Annotated in this window: 20 protein-coding genes; 13 read left to right on the top strand and 7 right to left on the bottom strand. The window is 64.8% G+C overall.

Features of this window, described 5'->3' with window-relative positions:
• Positions 1 to 230: 230 nt before the first annotated feature.
• A complete protein-coding gene (locus tag ABIC16_RS06185) occupies positions 231 to 2,579 on the bottom strand; it encodes an FdhF/YdeP family oxidoreductase (protein WP_277969466.1) in 2,349 nt (782 codons plus the stop codon).
• Between the two features lie 162 nt (positions 2,580 to 2,741).
• Between ABIC16_RS06185 and fdhD the strand changes: the two genes are divergently transcribed.
• Together fdhD and mobA are read left to right on the top strand one after the other, a co-directional pair.
• Positions 2,742 to 3,563: a formate dehydrogenase accessory sulfurtransferase FdhD gene (gene fdhD, locus ABIC16_RS06180; RefSeq protein WP_354290440.1), complete on the top strand. Its 822-nt coding sequence runs from the start codon at positions 2,742 to 2,744 to the stop codon at positions 3,561 to 3,563.
• Positions 3,560 to 4,099, top strand: a complete 540-nt coding sequence (gene mobA, locus ABIC16_RS06175) for a molybdenum cofactor guanylyltransferase (protein WP_354290439.1) — start codon at positions 3,560 to 3,562, stop codon at positions 4,097 to 4,099. The genes fdhD and mobA overlap by 4 nt, the downstream gene beginning before the upstream one ends.
• 9 nt (positions 4,100 to 4,108) lie before the next feature.
• Here the strand turns inward: mobA and ABIC16_RS06170 are convergent, their stop codons facing one another.
• A complete protein-coding gene (locus ABIC16_RS06170) occupies positions 4,109 to 5,272 on the bottom strand; it encodes a molybdopterin-binding protein (protein WP_354290438.1) in 1,164 nt (387 codons plus the stop codon).
• A gap of 596 nt (positions 5,273 to 5,868) precedes the next feature.
• Between ABIC16_RS06170 and ABIC16_RS06165 the strand changes: the two genes are divergently transcribed.
• The 5 genes from ABIC16_RS06165 (at position 5,869) to ABIC16_RS06145 (ending at position 10,228) form a co-directional block, all read left to right on the top strand.
• Positions 5,869 to 7,167, top strand: a complete 1,299-nt coding sequence (locus ABIC16_RS06165; RefSeq protein WP_354290437.1) for a sugar transferase — start codon at positions 5,869 to 5,871, stop codon at positions 7,165 to 7,167.
• A 158-nt stretch (positions 7,168 to 7,325) separates the two neighbouring features.
• On the top strand, positions 7,326 to 7,565 hold the full coding sequence (locus ABIC16_RS06160) for an XrtV sorting system accessory protein (protein WP_277969487.1): 240 nt from the start codon (positions 7,326 to 7,328) through the stop codon (positions 7,563 to 7,565).
• 138 nt (positions 7,566 to 7,703) lie between these two features.
• Entirely contained in the window at positions 7,704 to 8,594 is an 891-nt protein-coding gene (gene xrtV, locus ABIC16_RS06155) for an exosortase V (protein ID WP_277969471.1), read from the top strand.
• Positions 8,591 to 9,307: an exosortase-associated protein EpsI, V-type gene (gene epsI, locus ABIC16_RS06150; RefSeq protein ID WP_354290436.1), complete on the top strand. Its 717-nt coding sequence runs from the start codon at positions 8,591 to 8,593 to the stop codon at positions 9,305 to 9,307. Before xrtV ends, epsI begins: the two co-directional genes overlap by 4 nt.
• Positions 9,308 to 9,358: 51 nt before the next feature.
• Positions 9,359 to 10,228, top strand: coding sequence for a SurA N-terminal domain-containing protein (locus ABIC16_RS06145; protein ID WP_354290435.1), 870 nt, complete (start codon positions 9,359 to 9,361; stop codon positions 10,226 to 10,228).
• An 85-nt stretch (positions 10,229 to 10,313) separates the two neighbouring features.
• On the opposite strand, the gene ABIC16_RS06140 is transcribed toward ABIC16_RS06145, so the two are convergent.
• The gene (locus ABIC16_RS06140; RefSeq protein ID WP_354290434.1) at positions 10,314 to 11,798 is read right to left on the bottom strand and encodes a tetratricopeptide repeat protein; all 1,485 of its coding nucleotides are present in this window, start codon (positions 11,796 to 11,798) and stop codon (positions 10,314 to 10,316) included.
• Positions 11,799 to 12,001: 203 nt separating this feature from the next.
• On the opposite strand from ABIC16_RS06140, the gene ABIC16_RS06135 reads away from it, so the two are divergent.
• From ABIC16_RS06135 to ABIC16_RS06115, 5 genes are all read left to right on the top strand, one after another.
• Complete coding sequence (locus ABIC16_RS06135; RefSeq protein WP_277969475.1) at positions 12,002 to 12,607, top strand: polysaccharide biosynthesis/export family protein; 606 nt, start codon at positions 12,002 to 12,004, stop codon at positions 12,605 to 12,607.
• Complete coding sequence (locus tag ABIC16_RS06130; protein WP_354290433.1) at positions 12,604 to 13,899, top strand: hypothetical protein; 1,296 nt, start codon at positions 12,604 to 12,606, stop codon at positions 13,897 to 13,899. Before ABIC16_RS06135 ends, ABIC16_RS06130 begins: the two co-directional genes overlap by 4 nt.
• A complete protein-coding gene (locus ABIC16_RS06125) occupies positions 13,896 to 15,332 on the top strand; it encodes a GumC family protein (RefSeq protein ID WP_277969477.1) in 1,437 nt (478 codons plus the stop codon). The genes ABIC16_RS06130 and ABIC16_RS06125 overlap by 4 nt, the downstream gene beginning before the upstream one ends.
• A 33-nt stretch (positions 15,333 to 15,365) precedes the next feature.
• On the top strand, positions 15,366 to 16,163 hold the full coding sequence (locus ABIC16_RS06120) for a CpsD/CapB family tyrosine-protein kinase (RefSeq protein ID WP_277969478.1): 798 nt from the start codon (positions 15,366 to 15,368) through the stop codon (positions 16,161 to 16,163).
• Between the two features lie 114 nt (positions 16,164 to 16,277).
• Positions 16,278 to 17,459, top strand: a complete 1,182-nt coding sequence (locus ABIC16_RS06115) for a glycosyltransferase family 2 protein (protein ID WP_354290432.1) — start codon at positions 16,278 to 16,280, stop codon at positions 17,457 to 17,459.
• Between the two features lie 64 nt (positions 17,460 to 17,523).
• On the opposite strand, the gene ABIC16_RS06110 is transcribed toward ABIC16_RS06115, so the two are convergent.
• From ABIC16_RS06110 to ABIC16_RS06100, 3 genes are read right to left on the bottom strand one after another with little or no spacing between them, the layout of a single operon-like run.
• The gene (locus tag ABIC16_RS06110; RefSeq protein ID WP_354290431.1) at positions 17,524 to 18,579 is read right to left on the bottom strand and encodes a glycosyltransferase; all 1,056 of its coding nucleotides are present in this window, start codon (positions 18,577 to 18,579) and stop codon (positions 17,524 to 17,526) included.
• Positions 18,576 to 19,106: a serine O-acetyltransferase gene (locus tag ABIC16_RS06105; protein ID WP_354290430.1), complete on the bottom strand. Its 531-nt coding sequence runs from the start codon at positions 19,104 to 19,106 to the stop codon at positions 18,576 to 18,578. The genes ABIC16_RS06110 and ABIC16_RS06105 overlap by 4 nt, the downstream gene beginning before the upstream one ends.
• Positions 19,103 to 20,155: a glycosyltransferase family 2 protein gene (locus ABIC16_RS06100; RefSeq protein ID WP_354290429.1), complete on the bottom strand. Its 1,053-nt coding sequence runs from the start codon at positions 20,153 to 20,155 to the stop codon at positions 19,103 to 19,105. The genes ABIC16_RS06105 and ABIC16_RS06100 overlap by 4 nt, the downstream gene beginning before the upstream one ends.
• Before the next feature lie 128 nt (positions 20,156 to 20,283).
• Between ABIC16_RS06100 and ABIC16_RS06095 the strand changes: the two genes are divergently transcribed.
• A complete protein-coding gene (locus tag ABIC16_RS06095; RefSeq protein WP_502958287.1) occupies positions 20,284 to 21,075 on the top strand; it encodes a WecB/TagA/CpsF family glycosyltransferase in 792 nt (263 codons plus the stop codon).
• A gap of 50 nt (positions 21,076 to 21,125) precedes the next feature.
• Here the strand turns inward: ABIC16_RS06095 and ABIC16_RS06090 are convergent, their stop codons facing one another.
• Positions 21,126 to 23,858 carry a calcium-binding protein gene (locus ABIC16_RS06090; RefSeq protein WP_354290427.1) on the bottom strand — a complete coding sequence of 911 codons (2,733 nt, stop codon included), beginning with the start codon at positions 23,856 to 23,858 and terminating at the stop codon, positions 21,126 to 21,128.
• Positions 23,859 to 24,421 lie beyond the last annotated feature (563 nt).

The following is a 24,421-nucleotide window of genomic DNA, read 5'->3' as shown; positions in this document are numbered from 1 at the left end:
TCCTTCTCGACGCAATACCACCTTTAGAGCATTAGAAATTGCGGCCGCTCGCACCTCCTTCTCCAGAACAGCCAACACCGTCTTCATATTTCATCAACTTTTCGTCGGCCCGCTGGCCTGGGCGGTGGATCGATTTGGGGCTGTCCACCCCTTGAGTCGGCAGCCTGCTGACGAAATCCGCTTGATTTCACGAACTGCGCCGTGCCGTCGACCGGCACGGCGCGGCACGATCACGCCTTGGCCGCATCGACGTCCGCGACGATTCGGACGGGCACGGACTTGCTCGCGGGTGTCTTGGACAATTCGTCGTGGTGGCTCATCGGCACCAGCACGTTGCATTCGGGATAATAGCCCGCCAGCGTCCCACGCGGGATCTTGTACGCGGTCAGCGTGAGACCGCCGAGCTGCCGATCCTGCCCATCGTCCACGTCGGTGATCAGCCGGATCTTCTGACCGTCGCTCAATCCCGCTTCGGCGATATCCTCCGGGTTCATTAACAGGACGTCGCGCGTCCCCTCGATCCCGCGGAAGCGGTCGGAATAGCCGTAGATCGTCGTGTTGAACTGATCGTTCGAGCGCAGCGTGATCAGGCGGAAACGTCCGGGCGCATCCTGGAAGCCGATCGCGTTGAGTTCGCCCGGCGTGGTGAACACCGCCTTGCCCGATTCGGTCTTCCACACTCGCTCGTGTGCCGCATTGCCGCGGTAGAACCCGCCCGCCTCATACATCCGCTGGTTGTACGCGCGGAAATCGTCCGGGTAGGTCTGCTCGATCAAATCCCGCACCAGCCCGTAATCCGCGGTCCACGCGTCCCATTTCAGATGCTCGCTCGGCGCCAGTGTCGCCTTGGCGATGCCGGTGACGATCGCCAGTTCGCTCATCACCTTGTCCGAGACGGGCGTGCGATGCCCGATCGACCCGCTGATCATCGAGAAGCTGTCCTCGGTCGTGATGGTCTGCGGACCGCTCGCCTGCTCATCTTCCTCGAACCGACCGAGGCACGGCAGGATGTACGCGAGCTTGCCCGGAAACAGATGGCTGCGGTTGAGCTTGGTCGACACCATCACCGTCAGGTCCTGCGACGCCCAGGCTTGCTCCATCCGCTTCTGATCGGGCACCGCGCGGACCAGATTGCCACCGAGCGAGATGAACGCGCGGACCTTGCCCTCGAACAGCGCCTCGCTCGCCTCGACGATGTTCATGCCATCCTCGGCTGGCGGGTCGAAGTGGAACAGCGCCTTGAGCTTGTCGACCGGGACCAGGTGAACCTTCTCGGCGATCCCGACGGTGCGTTGCCCCTGGACGTTGCTGTGCCCGCGCACTGGGCAGCACCCTGCCCCCGGCCGCCCGATATTCCCCCGCAACAGCAGCAGGTTGACGAGCATCGCCACGTTGGTCGCACCGTGCGCGTGCTGGGTCAGCCCCATGCCATAGACGCCGATGACGTTCTTGGCGGCAATATAGACCTGCGCAGCATCGCGGAGCGCCGCTTCGCTCAGCCCGCTTTCCTGCTCGATCTCGGACCAGGCGACCGCACGGCAGCGGTCGAGGAACGTATCGAAGCCGGTGGTGTGCTGCGCGATGAACGCGTGATCGATGACGTGCGCGGCACCGGCGGCCTTGGCGGCATCGTCCGCCTCGACCACGACCTTGCACATGCCGAGCATCGCCGCGATGTCGCCGCCCGCCTTCAACTGATGGTATTGATCGGAGATTTGGGTCTCCTTGCCGGTCAGCATGGCAGCAGGACTCTGTGGATCGACGAACGACACCAGCCCCTGCTCGACGATCGGATTGAACGTGACGATCTTCGCGCCGCGATCCTTCGCGTCCTTGAGCGGGTGGAGAAAGCGCGGGCTGTTGGTCCCCGGATTCTGCCCGAAGAAGAAGAACGCGTCGGCCTGCTCCAGATCGTCCCAGACGATCGTCCCGACCGGCGAGCCGATCACCTTGGTCAGGCCTACCGATGTCGTTTCGTGGCACATGTTGGAGCTTTGCGGCAGGTTGTTGGTGCCATAGGCACGCGCCAGCAATGCGTAGAGATACGATGCCTCCAGCCCGGCATGGCCCGAGGCGTAGAACACCGCGCTGTCCGGATCGAGCGGCTTGAGCACCCCAGCGATCCCGGCAAACGCCTCCTCCCACGTCGTCTCGACATAGCGGTCGGTCTCGGCATCGTAGCGGAGCGGATGCGTCAGCCGCCCGGTCATCTCCAGATCATGGTCGCGCCACGACCGCAACTCGGTTACGCTATGACCCGGCTTGGTCCAGAACGCCGGACCGCACCGCGCGCTGGTCGATTCCCACAAAGTCGCCTTCGCGCCGTTCTCGCAGAATTCGAACGCGGAATAATTGGCGGGCTTGGGCCAGGCGCACGACGCGCACATGACGCCTTTCGGCTTGTTGAGCTTGCCCAGCGACGCGAGCGATGCGGGGTTCGACCATGTTTCCCCGAACACGCTGGCGATCCCGCGCAGCGACCCCCAACCGCCAGCCGGACCCGGCGAATGCGGCAGATCGTCGGGAAGATCGGCAATCTGCGAAGGTGTGTGGGACATCTTGTGGTCGGACATGGTCATTCCCATCGCTCGCGGCCCGATCGCACGATGGGCCAAGTGTAGCATGATGCCAGCGAAGCGAGTGGCGAACGGCTTCGGTTCCGAACGAAGCCGACGCTTTTTCCGCGCGTTGCAAATTTCCGCGACGCTTCCACCAACGCGGGCCGTGCGTTACGTCGGGCGATGCCCGAGACTATCGCAACCCGCGCCGCCGCCCCCCTCCTCGAGACGCTATCCCCGAGCGGCGAGCGCACCCGCTCCCGACGCGGAATTGCCGAGGAAATCGCGGTGGCGATCGAGCTGGATGGGGTTGGGTTCGCGGTGATGATGGCGACGCCGCATGATCTGGAGGATTTCGTCGTCGGGCTGCTGCTTGCGGAGGGCGAGATTGCCGCAGCGGACGACCTGTCGAGCATCGATGTCGCAGCTCTCGATATCGGCGTGATCGTGCGGGTCGACCGCGTGCGGCCGGACCCGGTGTCGGTGATGGAACGGATGCGCCCGCGCACCACCGATTCCGCCTGCGGGCTGTGTGGGCGCGACAGCCTCGACCGTGCGCTCGCGCCATTGCCGCACGTCACCGCGCGCAGCCTGGCGGACGCGGCGGCGCTCTTCGCGGCGGCTTCGGCGTTGCGCGATCACCAGCCGCTCAATCGGGAGACGGGCGCAGTCCACGCCGCCGCGCTCGCGGGAGCCGACGGGACGATCCTGCTGGTGCGGGAGGATGTCGGCCGGCACAATGCGTTCGACAAATTGATCGGCGCGATGGCGCGGGACGGGATCGGCTGGGACGGCGGGTTCGCGCTGCTCAGTTCGCGCTGTTCGTTCGAACTGGTGGACAAGGCAGTGCGCGCGGATTGTCCGCTGCTCGCGACGATCTCGGCGCCCACCGCGCTGGCGCTCGACCGTGCGGCGGCGGCGGGGCTGACGCTCGCCACGCTGGTGCGATCCGATACGCTGACGCTGCAACTCTGCCCCGCCTCCGCGCCCGGACTGGTCGCATGACCGTGCTGGGCGCGGTGCTGGCAGGCGGGGAATCCCGCCGCTTCGGCAGCGACAAGCTCGCCGCGCGCCTGGGCGACCGCACGCTGCTCGATCATGCGATCGCGTGGCTGACGGCGCGGACGGACGCGGTCGTCGTTTGCGGACGCAGCGTCTCGGGTGTCCCGAGCCTGCCCGATCGCCCCGCCCCCGGGCTTGGCCCGCTCGGTGGCCTTGCGGCGGCGTTGCATCATGCCCAGCGGCACGGCCATTCGGCAGTGCTGTCGATTCCGGGCGACACGCCCGCGCTGCCGGCGGACCTGTTCGAACGGCTCACGGCGATCGGCGCGCCGGTGTTCGTCCGCGGGTGTCCGGTGATCGGGCTATGGCCCTCGTCCTGCGCCGATGCCCTCATCGCGCGACTGTCGAGCGCGGACGATCGATCGATGCGCGGCTGGGCGCGGACGATCGACGCGCAGGCGCTGGCGCTGGAAGACCCGATCCCGAACGTCAATTTTCAGGACGATCTCACCGCCTTGCGCGGTACCACCAGCGCATAGGATCCGCGCTCAGAACCGCAGGCACGGCACCGATGCGCCGACCGGCAGCGCGGGTCCGTGCGCCGGGCGCGCGACGAGTCGATCGGCGGACGCCAGCATCATCTGCCCCGCCGTATCGTAGCCCCGATCCAGCACGCGGACGCCCCCCGCTTCCGCCGTGGCGCACAGGAACGCCTCGCGCGCCCCGGTCGACACAACCGGCGCAAGCAGCGGCATCGGCTCCCACGCGAGGGCTGCCGCCGGGTCCTCGCCCGCCAGCCGAAGGAGCAACGGCGCAAGCAGCAACCGCGCAACCGTCACCGCAGCGGTGGGGTTGCCAGGCAGCGCGAGCAGGTGCGTTTCGCCGATCCGCCCGTACCACGTCGGTCGGCCCGGACGAATCGCCAGGCCATCGAACCCGAGCTTGAGCCCGAGCGGCCCAAGCGCGTCCTTGGTCGCATCGCGCGCGCCGTGCGCCGCGCCGCCGACCAGCACGATCACGTCGGCGCGATCGCGCATTGCCGATACCGCCGTGAGAAACACGTCCGAATCGTCACCGATTCGCACGGAATCGCCGGGACGCCCGCCCCAAACCGCAGCAAATGACAGCAGCGCCTGACCCAAAACGTCGGGAGTTGCGTCGCGCGACGCCGCGGCATCGCCCGGTGCGACCAGCCCCGCCCCGCGGACCAGCACGCCGACGCGTGGCCTGCGTCGGACCACCACCGTCGCAACGTCCGCCGCCGCAGCGGCGACCAGCGCGCGTGGACCAATCCTGCACCCCGCCGCCAGCGCAATCGCCCCAGACCGCAGATCCGACCCCCGCGCCCGTATGCCCGACCGTTCGAGCGCTGCACCATCCGATTCGACCCAACCGTCCGTGACGATGGCGCGTTCGATCGGAAGAACGCACATCGCCCCTCCGGGCAACGGTGCACCAGTAGCCACGCGCATCGCCTTGCCGCCGGACAGCACAGTGGTGGACGTATCGACGATCTCCCACCGCAGTGGCGCGCCAAGGACGGGATCGGCGCCCAGAGCATAGCCATCCATCGCTGCCGCATCGCGGCGCGGGATATCGATTCGTGCCCGAATCGGCTCGGCAAGACTGCATCCGTCGGCATGCGCAAGCGGGCGGACTTCGACGCCCAACGCAACCGCCGCAGTCACCATACCATTGGATGTCTCGGCCAAGGTCGCACGGACGTGGGGAGCGCGAAGCGGTGCTGAAAAAACGGGGGGCGGCATAGCGTTATCTTACCCCGAAACCCGTCCTTTCGCGAGCGGGGTGACGGGCACCGACCTTTTCTTGGCGGACGGTTCACCTGCTATTAACAGGATTTGGTCATGATTACCGGACATTACAGGGGATGCCGATCATTCATGATCGATCGCCCCCAGATGAAGGATTTCGCGCATGCAATATCTGTACGGGTAAGATACATGGTTTGACGTACGGGGCATGTTGCTCTCCGTTCGCGTGAGAGCGTTAACCGATCGCCCCTAGCGACAGACCCCCGGACTGCAGTCTCTGCATTCCTTCAACAACGCTGTTGATGTTACGCAACCGACCGATTAATCGATGCGTCCGCCTGTCCTGAGGGTTTGTGCGTGGCGCGAAAGAAGTCCCGCGGGAACAAGCAGTTCGCGGGTTTTCCCTGTTCCACGCCTTGCTTGCACCGGAGTCTGCCAGAGACATGCTGCAGAAAGCAGACGGCGAAACTGAATTCCAACGCCTACATGCCGGGGCGACACCCATATCCAAACAGACGCGTCGGTTTCAACTGTACGTGTTGCTGGCGGTGTTCGACGTCGTCGCGATCCTGCTCGGCTTCCTGATCGCGGGATTGCTGCGGTCGGAGCCGACGTTCGGCGAGAACGGCCTGCGGCTGGCGATCCTCGTCACGCCGATCTACGGTCTCGTCGCGCTCAACGGCAACGCCTATGGCTATCACGTCCTGCTCAACTGGAAGCGCGGGATGGCGAAGGCCGTCGGCGCGCTGATCTTCGCGATGGCGGCGGTGTTGTTCGTCGCCTTCTTCTCGCGGGCGTCGCTCGAATTTTCGCGGCTGGTGTTCGCCACCGGCGCGTTCCTGGCGATCGTCCTGCTCGGGATCGGACGCTACAGCTTCAACAGCGTCGTCAAGCACACGCTCGGTTCGGTGATGCGCACCGAACTCATCATCGTGGACAATTGCGATCTACCGCCGCTGGGCGACGCGTGGGTGATCGACGCGGCCGCTTACGGCCTGCGCCCCAATCTGCGCGACCCCAACATGCTCGATCGTCTCGGCACCGCCGTGCGCGGCGCGGATTTCGTGCTGGTGTGCTGCGCGATCGAGGATCGCGCGGCGTGGTCGCTGCTGCTCAAGGGGACCGACGTCCAGGGGTTCGTGCTTGCGCCCGAATTCGACGAGGCGGGCGCGAACCGGATCATGCGGTACGAGGGCCAGAGCGTCATGCAGGTCGCCTCAGGTCCGCTCGACGTCCGAAATCGCGCTATCAAGCGTATCATGGACCTGGCGGTCACGGTCCCCGCGATCATTGCGCTGTCGCCGCTGCTGCTGACCGTCGCCTTGGCGATCAAGCTGGACAGCAAGGGACCGATCCTGTTCCGCCAGCAGCGGCTCGGCCGGTCCAACCGTTTGTTCTCGGTGTTCAAGTTCCGCTCGATGCACGTCGCGGATTGCGACGCCGACGGCAACCGCTCGATCACGCGGAACGACCGCCGGGTGACCCGCGTCGGCGCGCTGATCCGGGCGGTCAGCATCGACGAACTGCCGCAGTTGTTCAACGTGCTGCGTGGCGAGATGAGCCTCGTCGGTCCACGCCCGCACGCGCTTGGGTCGCTTGCCGGCGAGCAGCGTTTCTGGGAAGTCGACCAACGCTACTGGCACCGGCATGCGCTCAAGCCCGGGATCACCGGGCTCGCGCAGGTCCGCGGCCTGCGCGGCGAGACACGCGAACGCGACGATCTCGTCAAACGGCTGCAGGCGGACCTTGAATATCTCAACGACTGGACGCTCGGACGCGACATTGCGATCATGCTCGCGACGTTCCGGGTGATCGTCCACGACAAGGCCTATTGACGCCGGATTCCCGGCGTCGGCCGCTACCGCGATCGACTGTAAAATTGCCGATGTCTTCATCACGGTTATGAGGCTATTTACCTGTAGCGCCGTAACTAGACGAATTGGCAGATATCCGCCCTGTGCCGGCGACGACATGGGGATTGGGAGGGAAACACTTGGAAACGCCTTACGACTGGATGACGCTGGCCATTTTTGCCGGACTTATCATTCTTTTCTTGCAACGTTCTACCGCGGAGACGCCGAGCGACAAGATGATCCACTACGCCCCCCCGGCGATCGGCTGCGCGGTGGCAAATTACCTCGGCAATCATGAGCAGCATGCGCTGGCGGTCATCGCGATCGTCGCGATCCTTGCCTATATCTGGTATGTTCTCAAACCCTTGCAGCGCACGTGAGCGTTGCTCGGTAATGTGCCGGAGGGTCCTCCGTCGCATGCCCGAGCATCATAACGATTGCTTGTCCTATCTGCCCCCATTCGGTGTTCCCGATTCGGGTCGATCCTTCCCAAATTGCTCTCGCCGAGGCACCGCGTGATGTTGACCACAACCGCTCCCCCCGACATCACGACGCGGCTCCGTTCCTGGACGCCGGCGATGGTGTTCCTGATCCTCGCTGCGCTCGCGTTCACCATTCCGACGATGCTGACGGTGGCACAGGAAAGCTGGAGTACCGAACAGGGCGCGCATGGTCCGCTGGTGATGGCCACCGGGATCTGGCTGGTGCTGCGCGAACGGCACCGCATCACGGCGGTGGCGCGACCCGGCAACCTCCTGCTGGCGATAGCGATCCTCGTGCCGCTCCTCGCCCTGTTCATCCTGGCAAGGATCACGTCGATCATCGAGATCGAATCGATCGTCATGTACCTCAGCCTGGTCGCGGTGTTCTACGCGCTGTTCGGCGGCGCGGCGGTCGGTGCGGTCTGGTTTCCGCTGGTCTATCTGCTCTTCGTGTTTCCGCCGCCCGACACGCTGTTCGCGGCGATGACGCAGCCGCTCAAGATCGCCATTTCGGAATGGTCCGTCGATATCCTTTACCTGCTCGGCTATCCCGTCGCGGGGTCGGGGGTGACGATCCAGATCGGGCAATATGAGATGCTGGTCGCGGCGGCCTGTGCCGGCCTCAATTCGCTGATCAGCCTGACCGCGCTGGGCCTGTTCTACACCTATCTTCGCCACAGTTCGAACTGGCGCTACATGCTGCTGTTGGTGGCGTGCATCGTGCCGATCGCGGTGCTTGCCAACCTCGTGCGCGTGCTGATGCTGCTGCTCATCACCTATCACTTCGGCGAGGCCGCCGGTCAGGGCTTCTTCCACGAATTGGCGGGGATGACGATGTTCGTCACCGCGTTGCTGAGCATCTTCGTGATCGACTGGCTCTTCACACCGCTGCGCCAACGTTGGGCACCCGCAGGACACCTCGCATGACCGAATCGATCATCGACGCACCCGGGGCGACGGCTCCGTCCGAAGTCGCCAACTTGCCCCGCCGCCAGATCCTGGCGGGGGCCGCGCTGCTCGCCGCCGCAGGTGCCGCCTTCGCCCTGAAACCCAGGACGGTACTGCGCACGCTCGGCACCGCCAAACTGGACAAGCTGGTGCCCCACGATTTCGACGGCTGGCATTTCGAAGCGTCGAGCGGGTTGGTGCTGCCCCCGGCCGACCAGTTGCGTGACAAGCTTTACAGCGAGTTGGTGACGCGGGTCTACAAACGCGCCGATGGCAGCACGATGATGATGCTGATCGCCTATGCCGGATCGCAGGATGGCACGATCCAGGTCCACCGCCCCGAGGTCTGCTATCCGGCAAGCGGGTTCCATCTGACCGACATCGAAGATCGCGACGTCACGCTTGCGCCCGGGGTCGACATTCCGACACGTTTCATCGTTGCGGAAACCGAGTTGCGGACCGAGCAGATGATCTACTGGACTCGCCTGGGCCATCTGTTCCCGCGCAAATGGTCGGAACAGAAGCTCGCCGTGGTCGAGGAAAACCTGCGCGGCATCATTCCGGACGGTGTTCTGGTGCGGATCTCGACGATCGGCGAAGGCAATGCCCGGACGAGCCTCGACCAATTTGCGGCCTCGCTCTACCGCGCCGTCGGCCCGCGGATGAAGTCCGTGCTCGTCGGCCCGGCCTGACGTGGACTACCAGTACAACCGCCTTTTAACGAACCACAAAAGGGTAACAGAATGATGCGCAACAAGACCATGCTGATCACCGGGGCCGGTGCGCTGCTCCTGCTCGTCGGCGGCTGCGACAAGAAGGTCGGCGGCCAGGTGGTCGCCGTCGTCAACGGTGAAGAAGTCACGCAGCAGGAAGTCAACGCCGAGTTGCAGGGCGCCAACATTCCCGCCACCGCCGACCGCAAGGCGATCATGGCGCAGGTCGTTCAGCAGATCGTCGATCGCAAACTGCTCGTCCAGAAGGCCAAGGCGGAAGGTCTCGACAAATCGCCGAGCTATCTCGAACAGCTTCGCCGCGGCGAAGACGCTTTGATCATCAACCTGCTGACGACCAAGGCCGCCAAGGGCGTTTCGCTCCCCGATGCCACTGCCGTCGACAAGTTCATCGCGGATAACCCGACGCTGTTCAGCCAGCGCAAGCGCTACACGCTCGACCAGATCTCGTTCCCGCAGCCGAGCGATCAGGCGGTGCTCCGCCAGCTCGAACCCGCGCATTCGCTCGAGGCGGTCGCGGCCACGCTGTCGGCAGCCGGGATCCGCTTCACGCGCGGCACCAACACGCTCGACACCGCGATGCTGGCTCCGGCCGTCGCGGCCAAGATCGCCGCCCTTCCTGCGGGCGAACCGTTCGTGACGCCGGACAAGGGACAAATCGTGGCAAGCGTGATCACCGCGACCACGCCCGCGCCGACCGCGGACGCCCAAGCGCGTCCCGCGGCGCTCGAGTTGCTGCGCCGCCAGTCGCTCGGCAATGCGATGCAGAAGCAGCTGGAAGCCGCGCGTGCGTCCGCGAAGATCACCTATCAGCCCGGTTTCGCGCCGCCCAAGACGCCCGCAGCCGGTGCCACCACCACGGCCCCCGCTACCGCGCCCTGACCCGACCATAATCCGGGCCTCCGCAACGGAGGCTCGGGTTCCTGTGCCGTCTGCCCCCGTGACGCAGGCAGTCGTTACTCCGCCGTCACCGCGATAGCGGATCGTCGGACAGGTGGAAACTGGCGACGACTGCATCTGCCCGCGGGCTGATCCGCGCAGCGCGCGCCATATCCCGCAGGACCGTCGACGCTGCTTCGCGCTGCCCGTTCCGCTCGATTAGCAATTTCGCGAGCCGAGCTGCCGCCCGCGTCGAGTACGGGACCACACCCAAGGCCTCGCGCAAATTACTCTCGGCAAGATCGGGCTGGTTCTGCTCCAGCAGAATATCGGTCAGCGCCAACCGTGCGGTGATATTGCCGATGTCGTCGGTAACCAACTGCCGGGCATCCGACAACGCGCCCCTATAGTTCTTCGTTGCCGCGCGGAACCGGGCGCGTGCCAGCAAGGCACGCGGCTGCGTGGCGTCTACGTCCAGAATGTCTTCCAACCGCCCCAATGCGTCCTGAACCGCACCGTTCAATCCGATCGCGAACGCCATGGCGGCCTTGGCGTTGGAGTTGCCAGCGTCCGGGGCGCCCTTCGGGACGGCTGTCCCCAACACGCGCAGTGCCAGGTCGGGTTGCCCGGTCTCGTTGGCGAATTGCGCGAACGTCGCGCGAATCTCGAGCGAATCCTCCTGCCCGCCGAGCAGAATCTGCTTGGTCGACAACGCGTCGCGCCCCTCGTCCAACCACATCTCGAGGATCTGGGACGCCAGGGCGATATTCTTGGGGTTCCGTCGCAGCACCGGCATCACGAAGTCGAACGCGCTGTCCGGACGTTGCGTTTGATACAGCCAGTCGGCGTAATCGAGTTGCATTCGGGTGTCGTTTGGGTTGGCATTGGCGAGGCGAGCCAACGTTCTCTGATATCCCTCACGATTGCCGTTCGAGAGATACAGATCCCGCAGGAACACCAACCGCGAGGTGGGATCACCCATCGTCGCAAGCGATTCCTCGATCAGCTTGGCGGACGTAGCATTATCCCCCTTGTAAGCGAGCGCCTGCCCCTTGAGGATCAACGCGCCGACATCGGTTGGGCTGATGGCGAGCACGCGGTCCGCGAACGCCATCGCCTTTTTCCAGTCTCCGCGTTGCAGCGCGGCGCCCCCTTTCATCGTCAACGGCAAGGAATCGTTGGGATTGATGACGAGCAACTGATCCGCATAGCGATCGACCTTGTCAGGCAAACGAACGGTCAGCCCCAGCTGGCACAATTGCCGAAGCGCTTCGAGATTGCCCTTGTCGAGTTGATAGACGTTTTCGAACGCATTGAACGCGTTACCGAAGTTCTGCGTGGCGAGTGCAATGCGCGCCGACGTCAGCCAATAATCGCTGACATCGTCGCGATTCCTGATCGCCGTATCGATATTGCGTCGCGCCGCAGCGAAGTCTCCTTGCTGCAGTGCGGTATCAGCCAAGGCCGCTGCTTCCGCAGCGCGCGAGTCCTTCGTCGAACACCCGCTCACCCCCCCGACGAGGAGAAGCGACGCGGCAAGCGCCGCTGCGAACCGTGCAGGCAAAGGCTTCATTGCAGGAAATCATCCGATGATGCGTAAGGTTAGGCCACGTCGACCGTGCCGGGGCCGGACGCGCGTTGTCAATGTCTTCATCTGGGATGGCCGATACAGCAATCACCAGTCGCCCTATAAACGCGGCGTTAAGGCTGCTTTCACTAGCGTAGTCTAGTGCAGTTGCGCTAGGAACGACAAAACCGGTGAACAGGGAAATTGCTATGATCTTTTCGGGACGAACCGCACGTCATTGTGCGGCGGTGGGACTTCTGGCGCTTGCGGTTCCAACCGTTGCGCAATCCGCACCGAACGCGCCGACACAGTTGCGTGCATACCGGATCAATCCGGGCGACGAGATCGAGATCTACGTTTGGGGCGAAGAGCGCCTGCAGCGCGTCGTCAAGGTGCTGCCGGACGGCACCTTCTCCTTCCCGCTGGTCGGGCAGATCGACGCGCTGAACAAGCTGCCGGCCGATATCGAGACGCTGGTGTCCAAGGGTCTGCGGTCGCAATATCGCGATACGGTTCCGCAGGTCACGGTTTCGGTCAAGGCGCCGACGGGCTTGCAGTTCAGCGTCGCCGGCAAGGTGAAGGCTGCCGGTGCCTTCACTGCGGGCCGGTACGTCAACGTGCTCGAGGCGTTGGTCATGGCGGGCGGTCCTGCCGACTTCGCCGATGTCGGCAACGTCGCGATCCTGCGCAAGTCGGGAACCGGGCTGAACGTGATCAAGGTCCGGCTGACCGACATCCTCAAGGGCAACCCCAGCGGCCGCGACCTCGCCGGTCTTCCGCAGCTGGAAAGCGGTGACACGGTGATCGTACCGTGAGGGCGCGTACCTGTCTTGCGCTGTGTGCGATTACCGCGGCGACCCCTGCGTTCGCGCAAACCACCGAAACCCGGTTGAGCGCGGACGTATCGAGTTCGCTCGGCTATTCGAACAATCCCTTCGCGACGACAGGATCCAATACGGGTGCAGGATTCGTGCAGGTCGACATTCGACCGCAACTGCGATTCCTGCGCGAACGCAGCGTGCTCACGCTCAACGTCGATGCAAACGTGCAGCAGTATTTCAGCCGCTACACGCGATCGGACAATTACTCGGCCGGGGTGGACTATGCGTTCGTTCCGTCGGAGCACATCCGTGCGCATCTGAACGCAAGCGCGGCAAGTTCGCTGGTCGGATCGACCAATGATCTCTCGAATCGCTTCGTGACGGTGAATCCAATCGGCAGCACCCCAGGAACCGGCAGCATTGCCGATCCGGTAAACCCGCTTCCGATCGACACGCTCCCCGTCAACAACGGCACCGACATCGGGCTGTTCGGAATCGGTGCGCGGCGCCGCTCGCTCAACGCCGGCGGCGACGTGACCGCGACGCTCTCGGCGCGCGACGTCGCCACCGCGAGCGCGTTCATCATCGATTCCCGCTACTCCAACACACAGGCGACCGGCGGCGGGTTCAACGCGCTCGGCGACTATACCGGTTACGGTGGCTCGGTCGGATACAGCCGACAGCTCAATGCCTATATCCAGGCGGGTCTTCAGGGAACGGCGTCGCGTTACGATTATTCGACCGTCGGCGGAGACACCACCGTCTATTCGGTGCAGGCGACGACCACCGCACGGATCAACGAATATTGGACGCTGGACGGTGCTCTTGGCATCTCCTTCATCAATCGCGAGATCGGCGGCGCGCAGACCGCACTGTCGGGCAGGCTCGCCTTCTGCCGTCGCGGCATCCGCTCGGTCTATTGCCTGACCGCCAACCGCGCCGTTCTGCCGACCGGCACGCTCGGCACGCAAATCTCGACCTCGGCCGGGGGCAGCTATTCGTATCGCCTGACCGAGCGCAGCAACATTCACGCATCGGCAGACTACAGCAAGAACAGCACGCCCGGGAACGGGATCGGCACCGGGATCGGCGTGATCCCCGGAAATGGCTTGCTCTTCGGCAACGAGTATCTGCGTGCGTCGGTCGGCTATGATCGCCAGCTTCGTCAGCGCCTGCGTCTGATCACCTCTGCCAACTACCGCAAGATTTTCGGCGGCAACTCGAAGCGTCCCAGCGATTTTGGCGGGATGGTTGGCGTTGCAGTGCGCCTCGGGGACATTCGATGAACGACGAACTCGATCTGGCACAGGGCCAGGAGTCGGACACATCCTCCAACTTCATCGGCAGCCTGCCGGTCATCCTGTGGGAGCGGCGCTGGTTCGTCATCGTCCCCTTCGTGATCCTGAGCATCGCTGGGATCGCGGCGGCCTTCCTGCTCCCGCGCTCCTATCGGTCGAGCGCGACGTTGCTGGTGGAATCGCAGAACCTGCCGAGCGACACGACCGCGGCAGCGGGCCCGGGCGACACGGTCATCGACCGCCGCATGGCCAAGATTCGCCAGCAGATCCTCAGTCGCCCCGATCTCGTCGGCCTGATCCAGGCGAACAACCTCTACAACGCGTCGGCGCGTGCAGAGCCATTGTCGGCGTTGGTCGCGCGGATGCGCGATGCGACCGGGCTGACCGCGGTCAATGCCGACGTCGGCGGCGGCGGCAAGGAAGGGTCGATCGCCTTCTCGTTGACGTTCGACTATCCGACCGCACCGCAAGCGCAATTGGTCGCACAGACCTTCGTCGACCGGCTGCTCAAGCTCGACGCATCCCAGACGCAGGAAGAAGCGCAAACCAATGCGCGGTTCCTGGAAGACCAGGAGGCCAACCTCCAGGCGCAGGTCAGTGCGATCGAGACCCAGATCAACCGCATCACCGGCCAGAACGGCGCCGCACTTGCGGCTTCGAACATGGGCGTGAGCGTGATGACCAGTGGCGGCGACTATGACGGTCAGATCGCGTCGTTGCAGCGCCAGAACGCCGAATTGCAGGCGCAGGTCGGTAAGCCCGCCGTTGGCCGGGATCCCAACGTGATCGCCGCCCAGGCGCAGTTGGCAGCCGCCCGCGCGCAATATTCTGACGACCACCCCGACGTAAAGCTTGCCGAGAGCCGTCTCGCAGCCGCGAAATCGACCGCGTCGGCGTTCCAGACCAACAGCGTTTCGTCTGTGGTCCAGCGTCAGTTGCAAGCAAACAACTCGGCGATCGCGCAGTTGCGCAGTGCGAAGTCCATGACGGAAAGTCGCGCGTCGACGATGGCGGCGGCGCAAGCCCGTGGGCCGATCATCGCGCAGCAGGTCGCGCAGTTGCAGGCGCGTGCCGACGTGCTTCGCGTCAACCTTGGTCGTGTCCAGACCAACCTGCTCAACGCCCGTTCGGTCGTGAAGATTTCGGACGAACAGCGCGGCGAGCGGCTCACCCTGATCGACCCGCCGGTCACGCCTGATACCCCGACGCAGCCGAACCGCCCCATGCTGATCCTGGGTGGCATTTTCGGCGGCCTCGCGCTCGGTGTCGGTCTGGCGCTGTTGTTCGAGCTGATCGCACGACCGATCCGGAGCGTCGGGACGCTTACGCGCCTGACCGGCGCTCCCCCGCTCGCGGTTATTCCGGTGATCTCGAAGAAGGCCGCACGCCGTCGTTCGAACGCCCCCAAAGCCGCTGCTTAACCTGCGCCTTACCTCTTCGACATAAGGTACCCTATGCCGCGTTCCTGGAACTCCTCGACTACCGACGGTGCCGCGCCGGATCTGGTGTTGTCGCCCGAAAGCATTGCCGAGCCGATCGAACAGTTTGATTCTCCGCGGCGTGGCGTGTTCGGCTTCAACAGCCGTGATCGCCGGTCGCGTCCGTTCAACCTGCTCCGCTCGCAAGTCGTCAAGATCATGCGCGCGAACCAGTGGAAGGTGATCGGCGTCACCTCGGCCACGCCGCGCGTCGGCAAGTCGTTCATGGCGGCCAACCTCGCGGCATCCTTGTCGCGTATCCCGGGCACGCACACCTTGCTGTTCGACCTCGATTTGCGGCGCGGGTCGATCGCCGAGATCTTCGAGATTCCCGAAGGCGTCGGCATCAACACTTTCCTGGCGGGTGAAGTCGATTCGCTCGACGCCGCTTCGCGCGAAATCACCGGTACGGGGCTGACGGTGTTCCCCTCCTTCCCGACCGAGCACAGCTCGGCCGAGCTGCTCGCAGGGGAACGGTTGCGCACCCTCGTCTCGGCGATGCGCAAATTGCCGGACGACGTGATCTGCATTTGCGATCTGCCGCCCGCCTTCGCCAACGACGACGCCTCGATCGTCCTGCGCGAAATCGACGCGTATCTGATGATCGTCGAAGAAGGCAAGACGACCGCCCGCCAGGTCAAGGACACGCTGGAAATCCTTCGTCCGGCGCCTTGCATGGGCACCGTGCTCAACCGCTACAAGGGCGGAGTCGGCGGCGACGATTATGGCTTCGGCTACGGCACGCAGCGCTATTACGACGCCTATTACTCCTGATAGGATCGGCCGCGGCCGGGACCGGACAGGACGTCGGCAACAGGGGACGGTCGTGCGAAGTGGAAATCGAATCGGGGGCGATTGCGCGTCCGGTCCCAATCGGAGGATCGGGTGATGGGTCCGTTCGACGTGCTCGCTACGGTCGCGCTGGCGCCGGTCGCATTGATCGACGCCGCATTCCTGCTGGAAACCGGGCTCGGGTTGCGTTCCGACCATAGCCCCCCGCCTCCTGCGCGCGACAAGCGCGTGGTGGTGCTGGTGCCGGCGCATAACGAGGAACGCACGCTCGCGGCTTCGGGCGCCGGGCTGGTCCGGTTGCAGAACGCCTCCACGCGGGTGGTGCTGATCGCGGACAATTGCAGCGACGAGACTGCCGCCGTCGCCCGCGGCATGGGGCTCGAGGTGATCGAGCGACAGGACGCGGTCCGCCGCGGCAAGGGCTATGCGCTGGCGTTCGGGCGCGATCATATCGCCGCGTCGCCGCCCGACGTGGTGGTGGTGGTGGATGCCGATTGCGAGATCGACCCCGCCGGGCTCGCGCGACTCACCGACAGCGTGATGGCGACGGGCCGCGCGGCGCAGGCAGCGTATCTGTTCCGCCCCGCACCGACCGCACCGCCCGTGGTACAGATTTCGAACTTCGCCTTTTTCGTCAAGAACCGCATCCGCCAGCGCGGGATTCGGCGGATCGGCGGCGCGGCGATCCTGACCGGATCGGGCATGGCGTTCCCGTGGGCGCCTTACGCCGCGCTCGACCTGGCGACCGGAAACGTCGTCGAGGATCTCGCGATCGGGATCGGCCTGATCGAACTCGGGCAGCCCGCTACCTATTTCGACGGGGCGACCGTCCGCTCGGATTGCAGCAGCGACGACGGATCGAGCACGCAGCGCGCGCGGTGGGAAGGCGGCTTCCTCGCGATGGCGCGACGCCAAGGGCTTGGGCTGCTCGGATCCGGGATCGCGCGGCGGAACTGGTCGCGGTTCTGGATGGGGGTGCATCTGTGCGTCCCGCCTTTGTCGATGCTGCTTGCCGCGAACGTGGCGATCACGCTGGTGCTCGCGGTTGCTGCGGTGCTGGGCGTTTCGCCCGTTCCGGTGATCGTCGCGGTGCTGCTGCTGGGGCTGCTGGGTGCGGTCGTCGTGTTGGCATGGGCGGGCGAAGGTCGCATGCATCTGCACCGCGACGCAGCGGTTCGGTTGCCCCGCTATCTGGTCTGGAAACTGGCGATGTATGCCCGGTTGCTAACCGGCCGCCAGCGCGTCGCCTGGACGCGAACCGAACGGATCGATCCCTAAGCCGGGTCCGGAGCGCTGACGCCGTTCGGGTCAGCGACCTTTTCGTAGAGCATAAACGGCGGCATCACCCCCGCCGTGTCGCCATCCAGGCCGGCGGCTGATCGATCGGGTCGTTCCACCGGGCGACGTGCGGTTGCAGGTCGGCCTTGCTGGGCAGCATTCCGTGCCGCAACAGATCGCGTCCTTCATTGGCGACGGGCAAGTGCTGGCCACCAAGGCCGATCGCGCGCCGCAACAGATACACACCGTGCCCCGCGATCCAGAAACCGTTCGCCAGCGTCGCTCCGGTCCGCCCGTGGGTGCGCGCATACATCCGGCGACGCGCTTCGTACCAATAGCGCGGCAGCGGCGGCAGGGTCTTGGCCGCCTTGCGTTCGTAATTGACCCCGGTCGACGCGCCGCCGATGTGGCGGACGCGGCTGGCGGGCTCGTGCCGGATCGTCCAGCCCGCCTTACCCAGCCGGGACATCAGCTCGACTTCTTCGAAGTAGAGGAAGAAGCCGGTATCGAACAAGCCGGACTGCTTGAGCGCGGTCGCACGGAACATCGTGCTCGCCCCCGTCACCCAAGCCGCCTCACCGGGTTCGGTAACCAGCATCGGCTTGATCCCGAGCACGCGCCCGAGCGTGTTGACCCGCGACCCGCGGACGAGTTCGCGCAGCGGCGACATGGTGCCGAACGCCGACCCCGATTCGCTGCCATCCGCATTGAGCAGCAGGCTGCCGACCGCGGCGCAGCGCGGATGGCTGTCGAGCACCTTGCGCAGCTTGGTCACCGCGCCCGGTTCAACTTCCGTATCAGGGTTGAGAACGTGGAGATAATCGGGCGCATCGACGGATTGCAGCAGCCGCTGGATCGCCTGATTGTTCGCCCAGCCAAACCCGCCGTTGATCGGCAGTGCGAGCAGCTCGACCCACTCCGACAAGGCCGGATCGGCAACGCCTGCGCGGATCACGTCGGCGGAGGAATCCCCCGATCCGCCATCGACGATGACGACACGCAACCCGGGGTTATCCGCCCGGTCGGACATCACCGCGCGCGCCGCCGACAGGGCGAGCTCCGGCGTCCGATAATTGACGATGATGACGGCGACCTTGGTCGCTGGAACGGCGTCGCTCATCGGACTTCCCTCATGCTGATACTCTTTGCCGGAATCCCGACCGCGACTGCGCCGGGCGCGACGTCCGCCAGCACCACCGCATTCGCGCCGATCGCCGCGCGATCGCCGATCCGGACCGCGCCGAGGATCACCGCCCCCGCCCCGACGTCGACCCCCACCCCGAGGATTGGCGCGTCGTCGGGTGCATCCATCCGCCGGATGCCGAGCGTGCAATTCTGCCGGATCACGCAATCGTCGCCGATCACGCTATTGCCGTGAATCACGATCCCGCCCTGATGTTCGATCACGACACGACGTCCGAGCACGACCGAATAGGGCAGTTCGATGCCATAATTGTTGCGGCATCGGCGGAACATCATCCGGTACAGCAGACTGAACGGAATGCGCAGCGGCTTGGGGCGGACCCCCATCCGCCACACGCCGAAGCGATGGATCGCGACCGCGCGGAAGCCGGGACGCGTCCAATCGCGACCATGCGCCACCCAATCCTCGCGGATCTGCGCCCATAGCGATGGCGTATCGCTCATTTGCGCACGGGGCCGCTGTTATATTCGATCAGGTCGGAGCGTCGTCCGGTCAGCCGCCCGATCTGGAAGCGCGCCAGTCCGATCATCTCGGCCCCCTTGCCGATCATCAGGAACGCCCCCGTCAGCAACGCCTGCCGCGGTTGCAGCGTCGCACGCCGCCGCGCCGCGATCCGCAGCGCCTGCAACGGCCACACCGCGGCGAACGCAACGGCGGGCACCAGCCAGAGCGGTCCGAACACGATCGCGAGCAGCACCATCGCCAGCACCAGAATCGGCAACACCCCGCCCCACAGCAGGATGCTGCGGCACTGACGCCGCCAATCGGGCTCTCGCAGACCCGGATGCCGATCCGCGAGTTCGCCGAACGCGTGGCCGGAACGCTCGGTCCGGCGCCACCATTGGCCGAACCGCAGGATCGCCGCATCGTGAATCGTCATCTCATGGTCGATGCGGTACAGGCGCCAGCCCGTCTTGCGCAGCCGGATCGACATGTCCGGGTCCTCGCCCGCAATCATCTCGCCATCATAGCCGTTTATCGCGGTGAGTGCATCGACCCGCACCATCACGTCGCCACCACCGGCAGCGGCTTCGCCGACGGGGACGTTCCATTCGTCATCGCAGAACGCGTTGTAGATCGACCGTTCCGGGAAGCGCTCGCGCCGGCGACCGAACACCAGCGCAAGACCGGGATCGCGTTCCAGCGCATCGCGCGCCGCATCGAGCCAGCCCGGCGCAAGCTCGCAATCGCCGTCGACCATCTGGACGAAGACGAGCCCAGGATGATCCTCGCGCAACCGCTCCAGCCCGGCGTTACGCGCGCGCGCCGCGGTGAACTTGGGCGGTACCGCAAGCTCCACCACCGTCACGCCCTGCGAACGCGCCCACGCCACACTGTCGTCGGTCGACCCGGAATCGACGTAAACGCGGGCAGCGGTCCCGCTGGTCGAGGCAATGCAACGGCGCAGACGCTCGCCCTCGTTGCGGCCGATCATGACGACGCCCACGTGCGCGCCGATCGTTTCAGGCCGCGAATCCGGCGAGGGCGACACAATTCGATCCATTGGCTGGGCTAGCCTCACGGGGCCCCCGCTTGTCAACCGCATGATGGTCGGCGCTTGACGTCGGGGTTGCCAAACTGGCACCGGAAGCGCCGTTCATCAGCAGGGGAAAGATTGCCGTGACCTCGACGCGACAACCAGACGTTCCCCGGAACGACCGTTTTCCAAGGACGACCTTCCTCGACCTCGATTTCGACACCGTGACGGCAGCGGAGGTCGTCGCGTTCCTGCGGACGCGGACTGCGGAGGATCGGTTCGGCTACATCGTCACGCCGAACGTCGACCATATGGTCCAGATCGACGCGCAGCCCGAGCTTCGGCCGGTCTATCAGGGGGCGCTGCTGTGCCTCAACGACAGCCGCGTCCTCGCGCGGCTCGCCAAGCTCTACGGGATCGCGCTGACCGTCGTTCCCGGGAGCGATCTGATCGTCGCGCTGTTCGGTTCGGTCCTGCAGGACGGCGACCGCTTGTGCATCGTTGGCGCGAGCGCCCCGCTGGTCGCGCAATTGCGAACGCAATATCCGCGCATCACGATCGTTCACCACGAACCGCCGATGGGATTACGCCGCAACGCCGCGGCGCGGCAGGCCGCGGTCGATGCGGTTGCGGCGGCGAACGCGCGGTTCACCTTGCTCGCCGTCGGGGCGCCGCAGCAGGAAATCCTCGCGTCGGAGATGGCGGCGGCTGGAACGGTCACGGGCACGGCCTTCTGCATCGGCGCGGCAGTCGATTTCATCGTCGGGGCGCAGGTGCGCGCGCCGCGGATCGTCCAGCAGGCCGGGATGGAATGGTTCTGGCGCCTCGCCGGAAGCCCGCGACGGCTGGGCCGGCGCTATCTGGTCGAAGGACCGAAGATCTTTAGGATCGCGCTGCGCTGGCAGCGGAACCGGCGGCGCAGCACGCCGCACTGAGGTCAGAGACCCCTGCCGGGAGGAAAGCCCTTCCGGCAGGGGCCTCTGGATCAGAACACGAAGTCGGTCGACAACACGCCCGCGGTCGACTTCACGGTCAGCACCATGTCGGCGACGCCGTCGCCGTTGGTGTCGGCGGAAACGATCCAGTCGCTGCCGCTAGCCTGGACGCGAAGCTCACCGGCCTTCTTGGTGAAGTCCGCGCTGCCGACGAAGCGGAACGCGTCCCGCGTGGTCGTGGCCGTGTTGGCGTCGATCGCACTCAGGTTGATCTTGTCGCCCTGTCCTGCGCCCAGCACTACGGTCGCCGATGTCGCCGCCGTCTTGCCGAGTTCACCCGGCAGGAACCGATAGGTATCCGCGCCAGCACCGCCGTCGAGGAAATCCTTGCCCCCGCCGCCGTACAGCGTGTCGTTGCCGGCATCGCCGAACAACTGGTCATCCCCCGTGCCGCCGTACAGCGTGTCGTTCCCGCCACCGCCGCGCAGGATGTCGTTCCCGCCGCCGCCGCGCAACACGTTGGCGGCAGCATTGCCGGTGATGGTGTTGGCGCCGGTGTTGCCGGTTCCGTCGATCGCCGCATTGCCGTCCAGCCACAATGTCTCGACATTGTCGGACAGGGTGTAGCTGACGCTGGCGCGAACAACGTCGTTGGTCCCTTCCCCGGCCAGTTCGATCACCTTGTCGTTGACGTCGTCGACCAGGTACGTGTCGTTCCCGGCACCGCCATACAGCGTGTCCGCCCCCGCGCCGCCGTCCAGCACGTCGTCGCCGGCATTGCCGTACAGCGTGTCGTTGCCGGCCCCGCCCCACAGATAGTCGTTGCCCGCACCGCCCCACATGGCGTTGGCGCTGGCCGACCCCATGCCGATGAAGTTGGACGACCCGAGATACCGCAGGTTCTCGACATCGCTCGACAGCATGTACATCGACAGCGTGGTATTGACCGTATCGTTGCCGCCGTTGGACAGTTCGATCACCTGATCAGCATACGTGTCGACGACATAGGTATCGTCGCCCGCGCCGCCGGTCATCTTGTCGGAACCTGCGCCGCCGTCGAGATAGTCGTTGCCGTCACCGCCGAGCAAAGCATCGTTCCCCGCGCCGCCGATCAGCCGGTCGTTCCCCGCCCCGCCCGACAGCGTATCATTGCCTGCACCGCCGGTGATGACGTTGTCGAGCGCGTTACCCGTTCCGGTGAACGCAGCTGTCCCGGTGTAGCTGAGGTTCTCGAGATTGGCACCAAGCGTGAAGCTGGCGAGCGTCGTGCGGATTTCGTCGGTCCCACCGTCCGCCGCTTCGGTGACGACGTCGCCCGCATTGTCCACGACATAGGTGTCATTGCCAGCGCCGCCGATCATCGTATCCGCGCCGATCCCGCCATCCAGAACGTCGTTCCCCGCCCCCCCGGTGATGAGGTTGTCGAGCGCGTTGCCCGTGCCCTTGAAGGCCGCGGTGCCCGTGTACGTCAGGGTCTCGAGGTTGTCGCCCAGCGTGTAGCTCGCGAGCGAGGTCCGCACCTCGTCCTTCCCGCCCGCGGCGAGTTCGGTAACGACATCGCCTGCGTCATCGACGATGTAGACGTCGTTTCCGGCTCCGCCGACCATGGTGTCGGCGCCCGTGCCGCCATCGAGCACATCGTCGCTGGCCCCGCCGACCAGCCGATCCTGACCAGCGCCGCCCGAAAGCGTATTCTTGCCGTCGCCGCCGAGGATGACGTTGTCGAGCGCATTGCCCGTCCCGACGAACGCACCGGTGCCACCGAAGGCGAGATTCCGTTGGGTCGCATTCAGGACATACTGGTTGAGCGCGGTGGCGACATCCAGCTTGTCGCCGGACGAGATCGTGTCCGCCGGATTGGCAGCGGTCCGCCCCGCATTGGCCAGCGCCACCAACGCATCATATTTTGCGCTGCCTGCGTCATAGGTGCTGGCGAGCGCACCCCATTCGCCGTATTTCGAGGACGGGCCGACGTTGTTGAACGCGTTGATTTCGGTGCCACCTGCCGCCGCAAAGCCGGCCGCCATCTGGTTGTAGAGATCCGCCATCCGGGGATCGTCGCTGAGACGCTCGAGGAACGCCTGGATTTCGGGCTGCGCTGCAGTGGAGTAGCGCAAGGACGCCGTGCTGACGCCGCCTTCGTAAGCAACGAGGTCCAGACCTAACTTTTTCGCGACTGCCGCTTGATATACGCTTTGCGCCTGCACGCGAGCCAGCGAGTCCTTGAACGCCGAAATTCCGGAGGCCATTCCGGCATCCCCGGCGCGCGACCAAGCCAGAAGATCTGCTTCACTTACCTTGTCGAGATCGAAATAGGTCGTGACTGCATAATCGTCGAACAGCTTCGAGACATCACCAACCCGTGCAACACCCTTCAAGATGCCGTTTTCAAGCCCGAGCCAGGCAGTCTGCGTAGAAAGAACGCTCTCCTGACGGCTCGGCGCGTCCGCGAAAATGCCTTTCGCAATGGTCGCGATTTGAGCAGACCGGTATCCATAAAATTGCGTGTAGCCGTCCCCCACATGCTCAGCCGGGTTATTGCGGTCAATGACCCCGTCACCGTTCACGTCCTTACCGAACAGCAAGTTGCCCATCTTCAGCGCATATTGCGCCTGGGTAAACTGCCAGTTCCAGACCTCGTTCGAATACTCGACCTTAACCTTCAGCGTCGGATCGAGGTTGTCGTGGACATATTGCAGGGCATTCCGAACATATTGGTCGTCCGCTTCCGCTGGGATGTTCAACCACATGTTGTTGTGCGTCTTGTTTGCTAGCGCGACCATCACCTCGATCGGAACGTTGCCTGACCAGGAGGCAGCGTTGATCGATTTGCGGCTGTCCCAGGTTGTGACCTTTGACCCGTTCGTGGCCCCCCAATCCATAAAGCGCAACGTTGAGAAAGGGTCGATTTTCTCTAGGAACGCAGGGTTGAAGATCTCGCCGGCGTCAAGCAAGGGAAGTTGGTCCTGCCTTACGATCTGTATGCTGGATGGCGGGTTCGCCGAATTCAAAGCGTTTATGCTAAGCTGCGCCTGAGAAGAACCGTTATACCGGAAAACGATTTCACCCGGTTTCTGGCTGATAATTTGACTGGAGGAAATCGAAAAACTTGCCTCGCCCTTGTACCGAAGAACATAAACGTCGGGCATTGAAAGCGATGCCGGATCAAGTTCCACCATCGCGTACATCGACGCTCCGCCCGCCGGTATGGCGGCCGGATATCCATTCGCGTTAAGTGGCGGCGGGCCCATTGGAGTATACTTGTTATCACGGACAGTCCAAGCGCCCGATGTCTTGAAGCGGTCTAAAAACGGAAACTGGCTGCTATAATAGCTAACACCAGCGA

Source organism: Sphingomonas sp. PvP055 (genome assembly GCF_040546365.1).
Classification (GTDB): Bacteria; Pseudomonadota; Alphaproteobacteria; order Sphingomonadales; family Sphingomonadaceae; genus Sphingomonas; species Sphingomonas echinoides_A.
Note: the sequence above shows the minus strand (reverse complement) of the source record. Positions and strands in the feature narration are given on the sequence as shown.

What these genes read in the sequence shown, in the direction of transcription:
- xrtV (WP_277969471.1), top strand. Translation starts at nt 7,704, where the DNA reads ATGTTGACCACAACCGCTCCCCCCGACATCACGACGCGGCTCCGTTCC.
- epsI (WP_354290436.1), top strand. Translation starts at nt 8,591, where the DNA reads ATGACCGAATCGATCATCGACGCACCCGGGGCGACGGCTCCGTCCGAA.
- fdhD (WP_354290440.1), top strand. Translation starts at nt 2,742, where the DNA reads ATGCCCGAGACTATCGCAACCCGCGCCGCCGCCCCCCTCCTCGAGACG.
- ABIC16_RS06090 (WP_354290427.1), bottom strand. Translation starts at nt 23,858, where the DNA reads ATGGTCGCGCTAGCAAACAAGACGCACAACAACATGTGGTTGAACATC.
- ABIC16_RS06145 (WP_354290435.1), top strand. Translation starts at nt 9,359, where the DNA reads ATGATGCGCAACAAGACCATGCTGATCACCGGGGCCGGTGCGCTGCTC.
- mobA (WP_354290439.1), top strand. Translation starts at nt 3,560, where the DNA reads ATGACCGTGCTGGGCGCGGTGCTGGCAGGCGGGGAATCCCGCCGCTTC.
- ABIC16_RS06105 (WP_354290430.1), bottom strand. Translation starts at nt 19,106, where the DNA reads ATGAGCGATACGCCATCGCTATGGGCGCAGATCCGCGAGGATTGGGTG.
- ABIC16_RS06110 (WP_354290431.1), bottom strand. Translation starts at nt 18,579, where the DNA reads ATGAGCGACGCCGTTCCAGCGACCAAGGTCGCCGTCATCATCGTCAAT.
- ABIC16_RS06140 (WP_354290434.1), bottom strand. Translation starts at nt 11,798, where the DNA reads ATGAAGCCTTTGCCTGCACGGTTCGCAGCGGCGCTTGCCGCGTCGCTT.
- ABIC16_RS06135 (WP_277969475.1), top strand. Translation starts at nt 12,002, where the DNA reads ATGATCTTTTCGGGACGAACCGCACGTCATTGTGCGGCGGTGGGACTT.
- ABIC16_RS06125 (WP_277969477.1), top strand. Translation starts at nt 13,896, where the DNA reads ATGAACGACGAACTCGATCTGGCACAGGGCCAGGAGTCGGACACATCC.
- ABIC16_RS06115 (WP_354290432.1), top strand. Translation starts at nt 16,278, where the DNA reads ATGGGTCCGTTCGACGTGCTCGCTACGGTCGCGCTGGCGCCGGTCGCA.
- ABIC16_RS06185 (WP_277969466.1), bottom strand. Translation starts at nt 2,579, where the DNA reads ATGACCATGTCCGACCACAAGATGTCCCACACACCTTCGCAGATTGCC.
- ABIC16_RS06120 (WP_277969478.1), top strand. Translation starts at nt 15,366, where the DNA reads ATGCCGCGTTCCTGGAACTCCTCGACTACCGACGGTGCCGCGCCGGAT.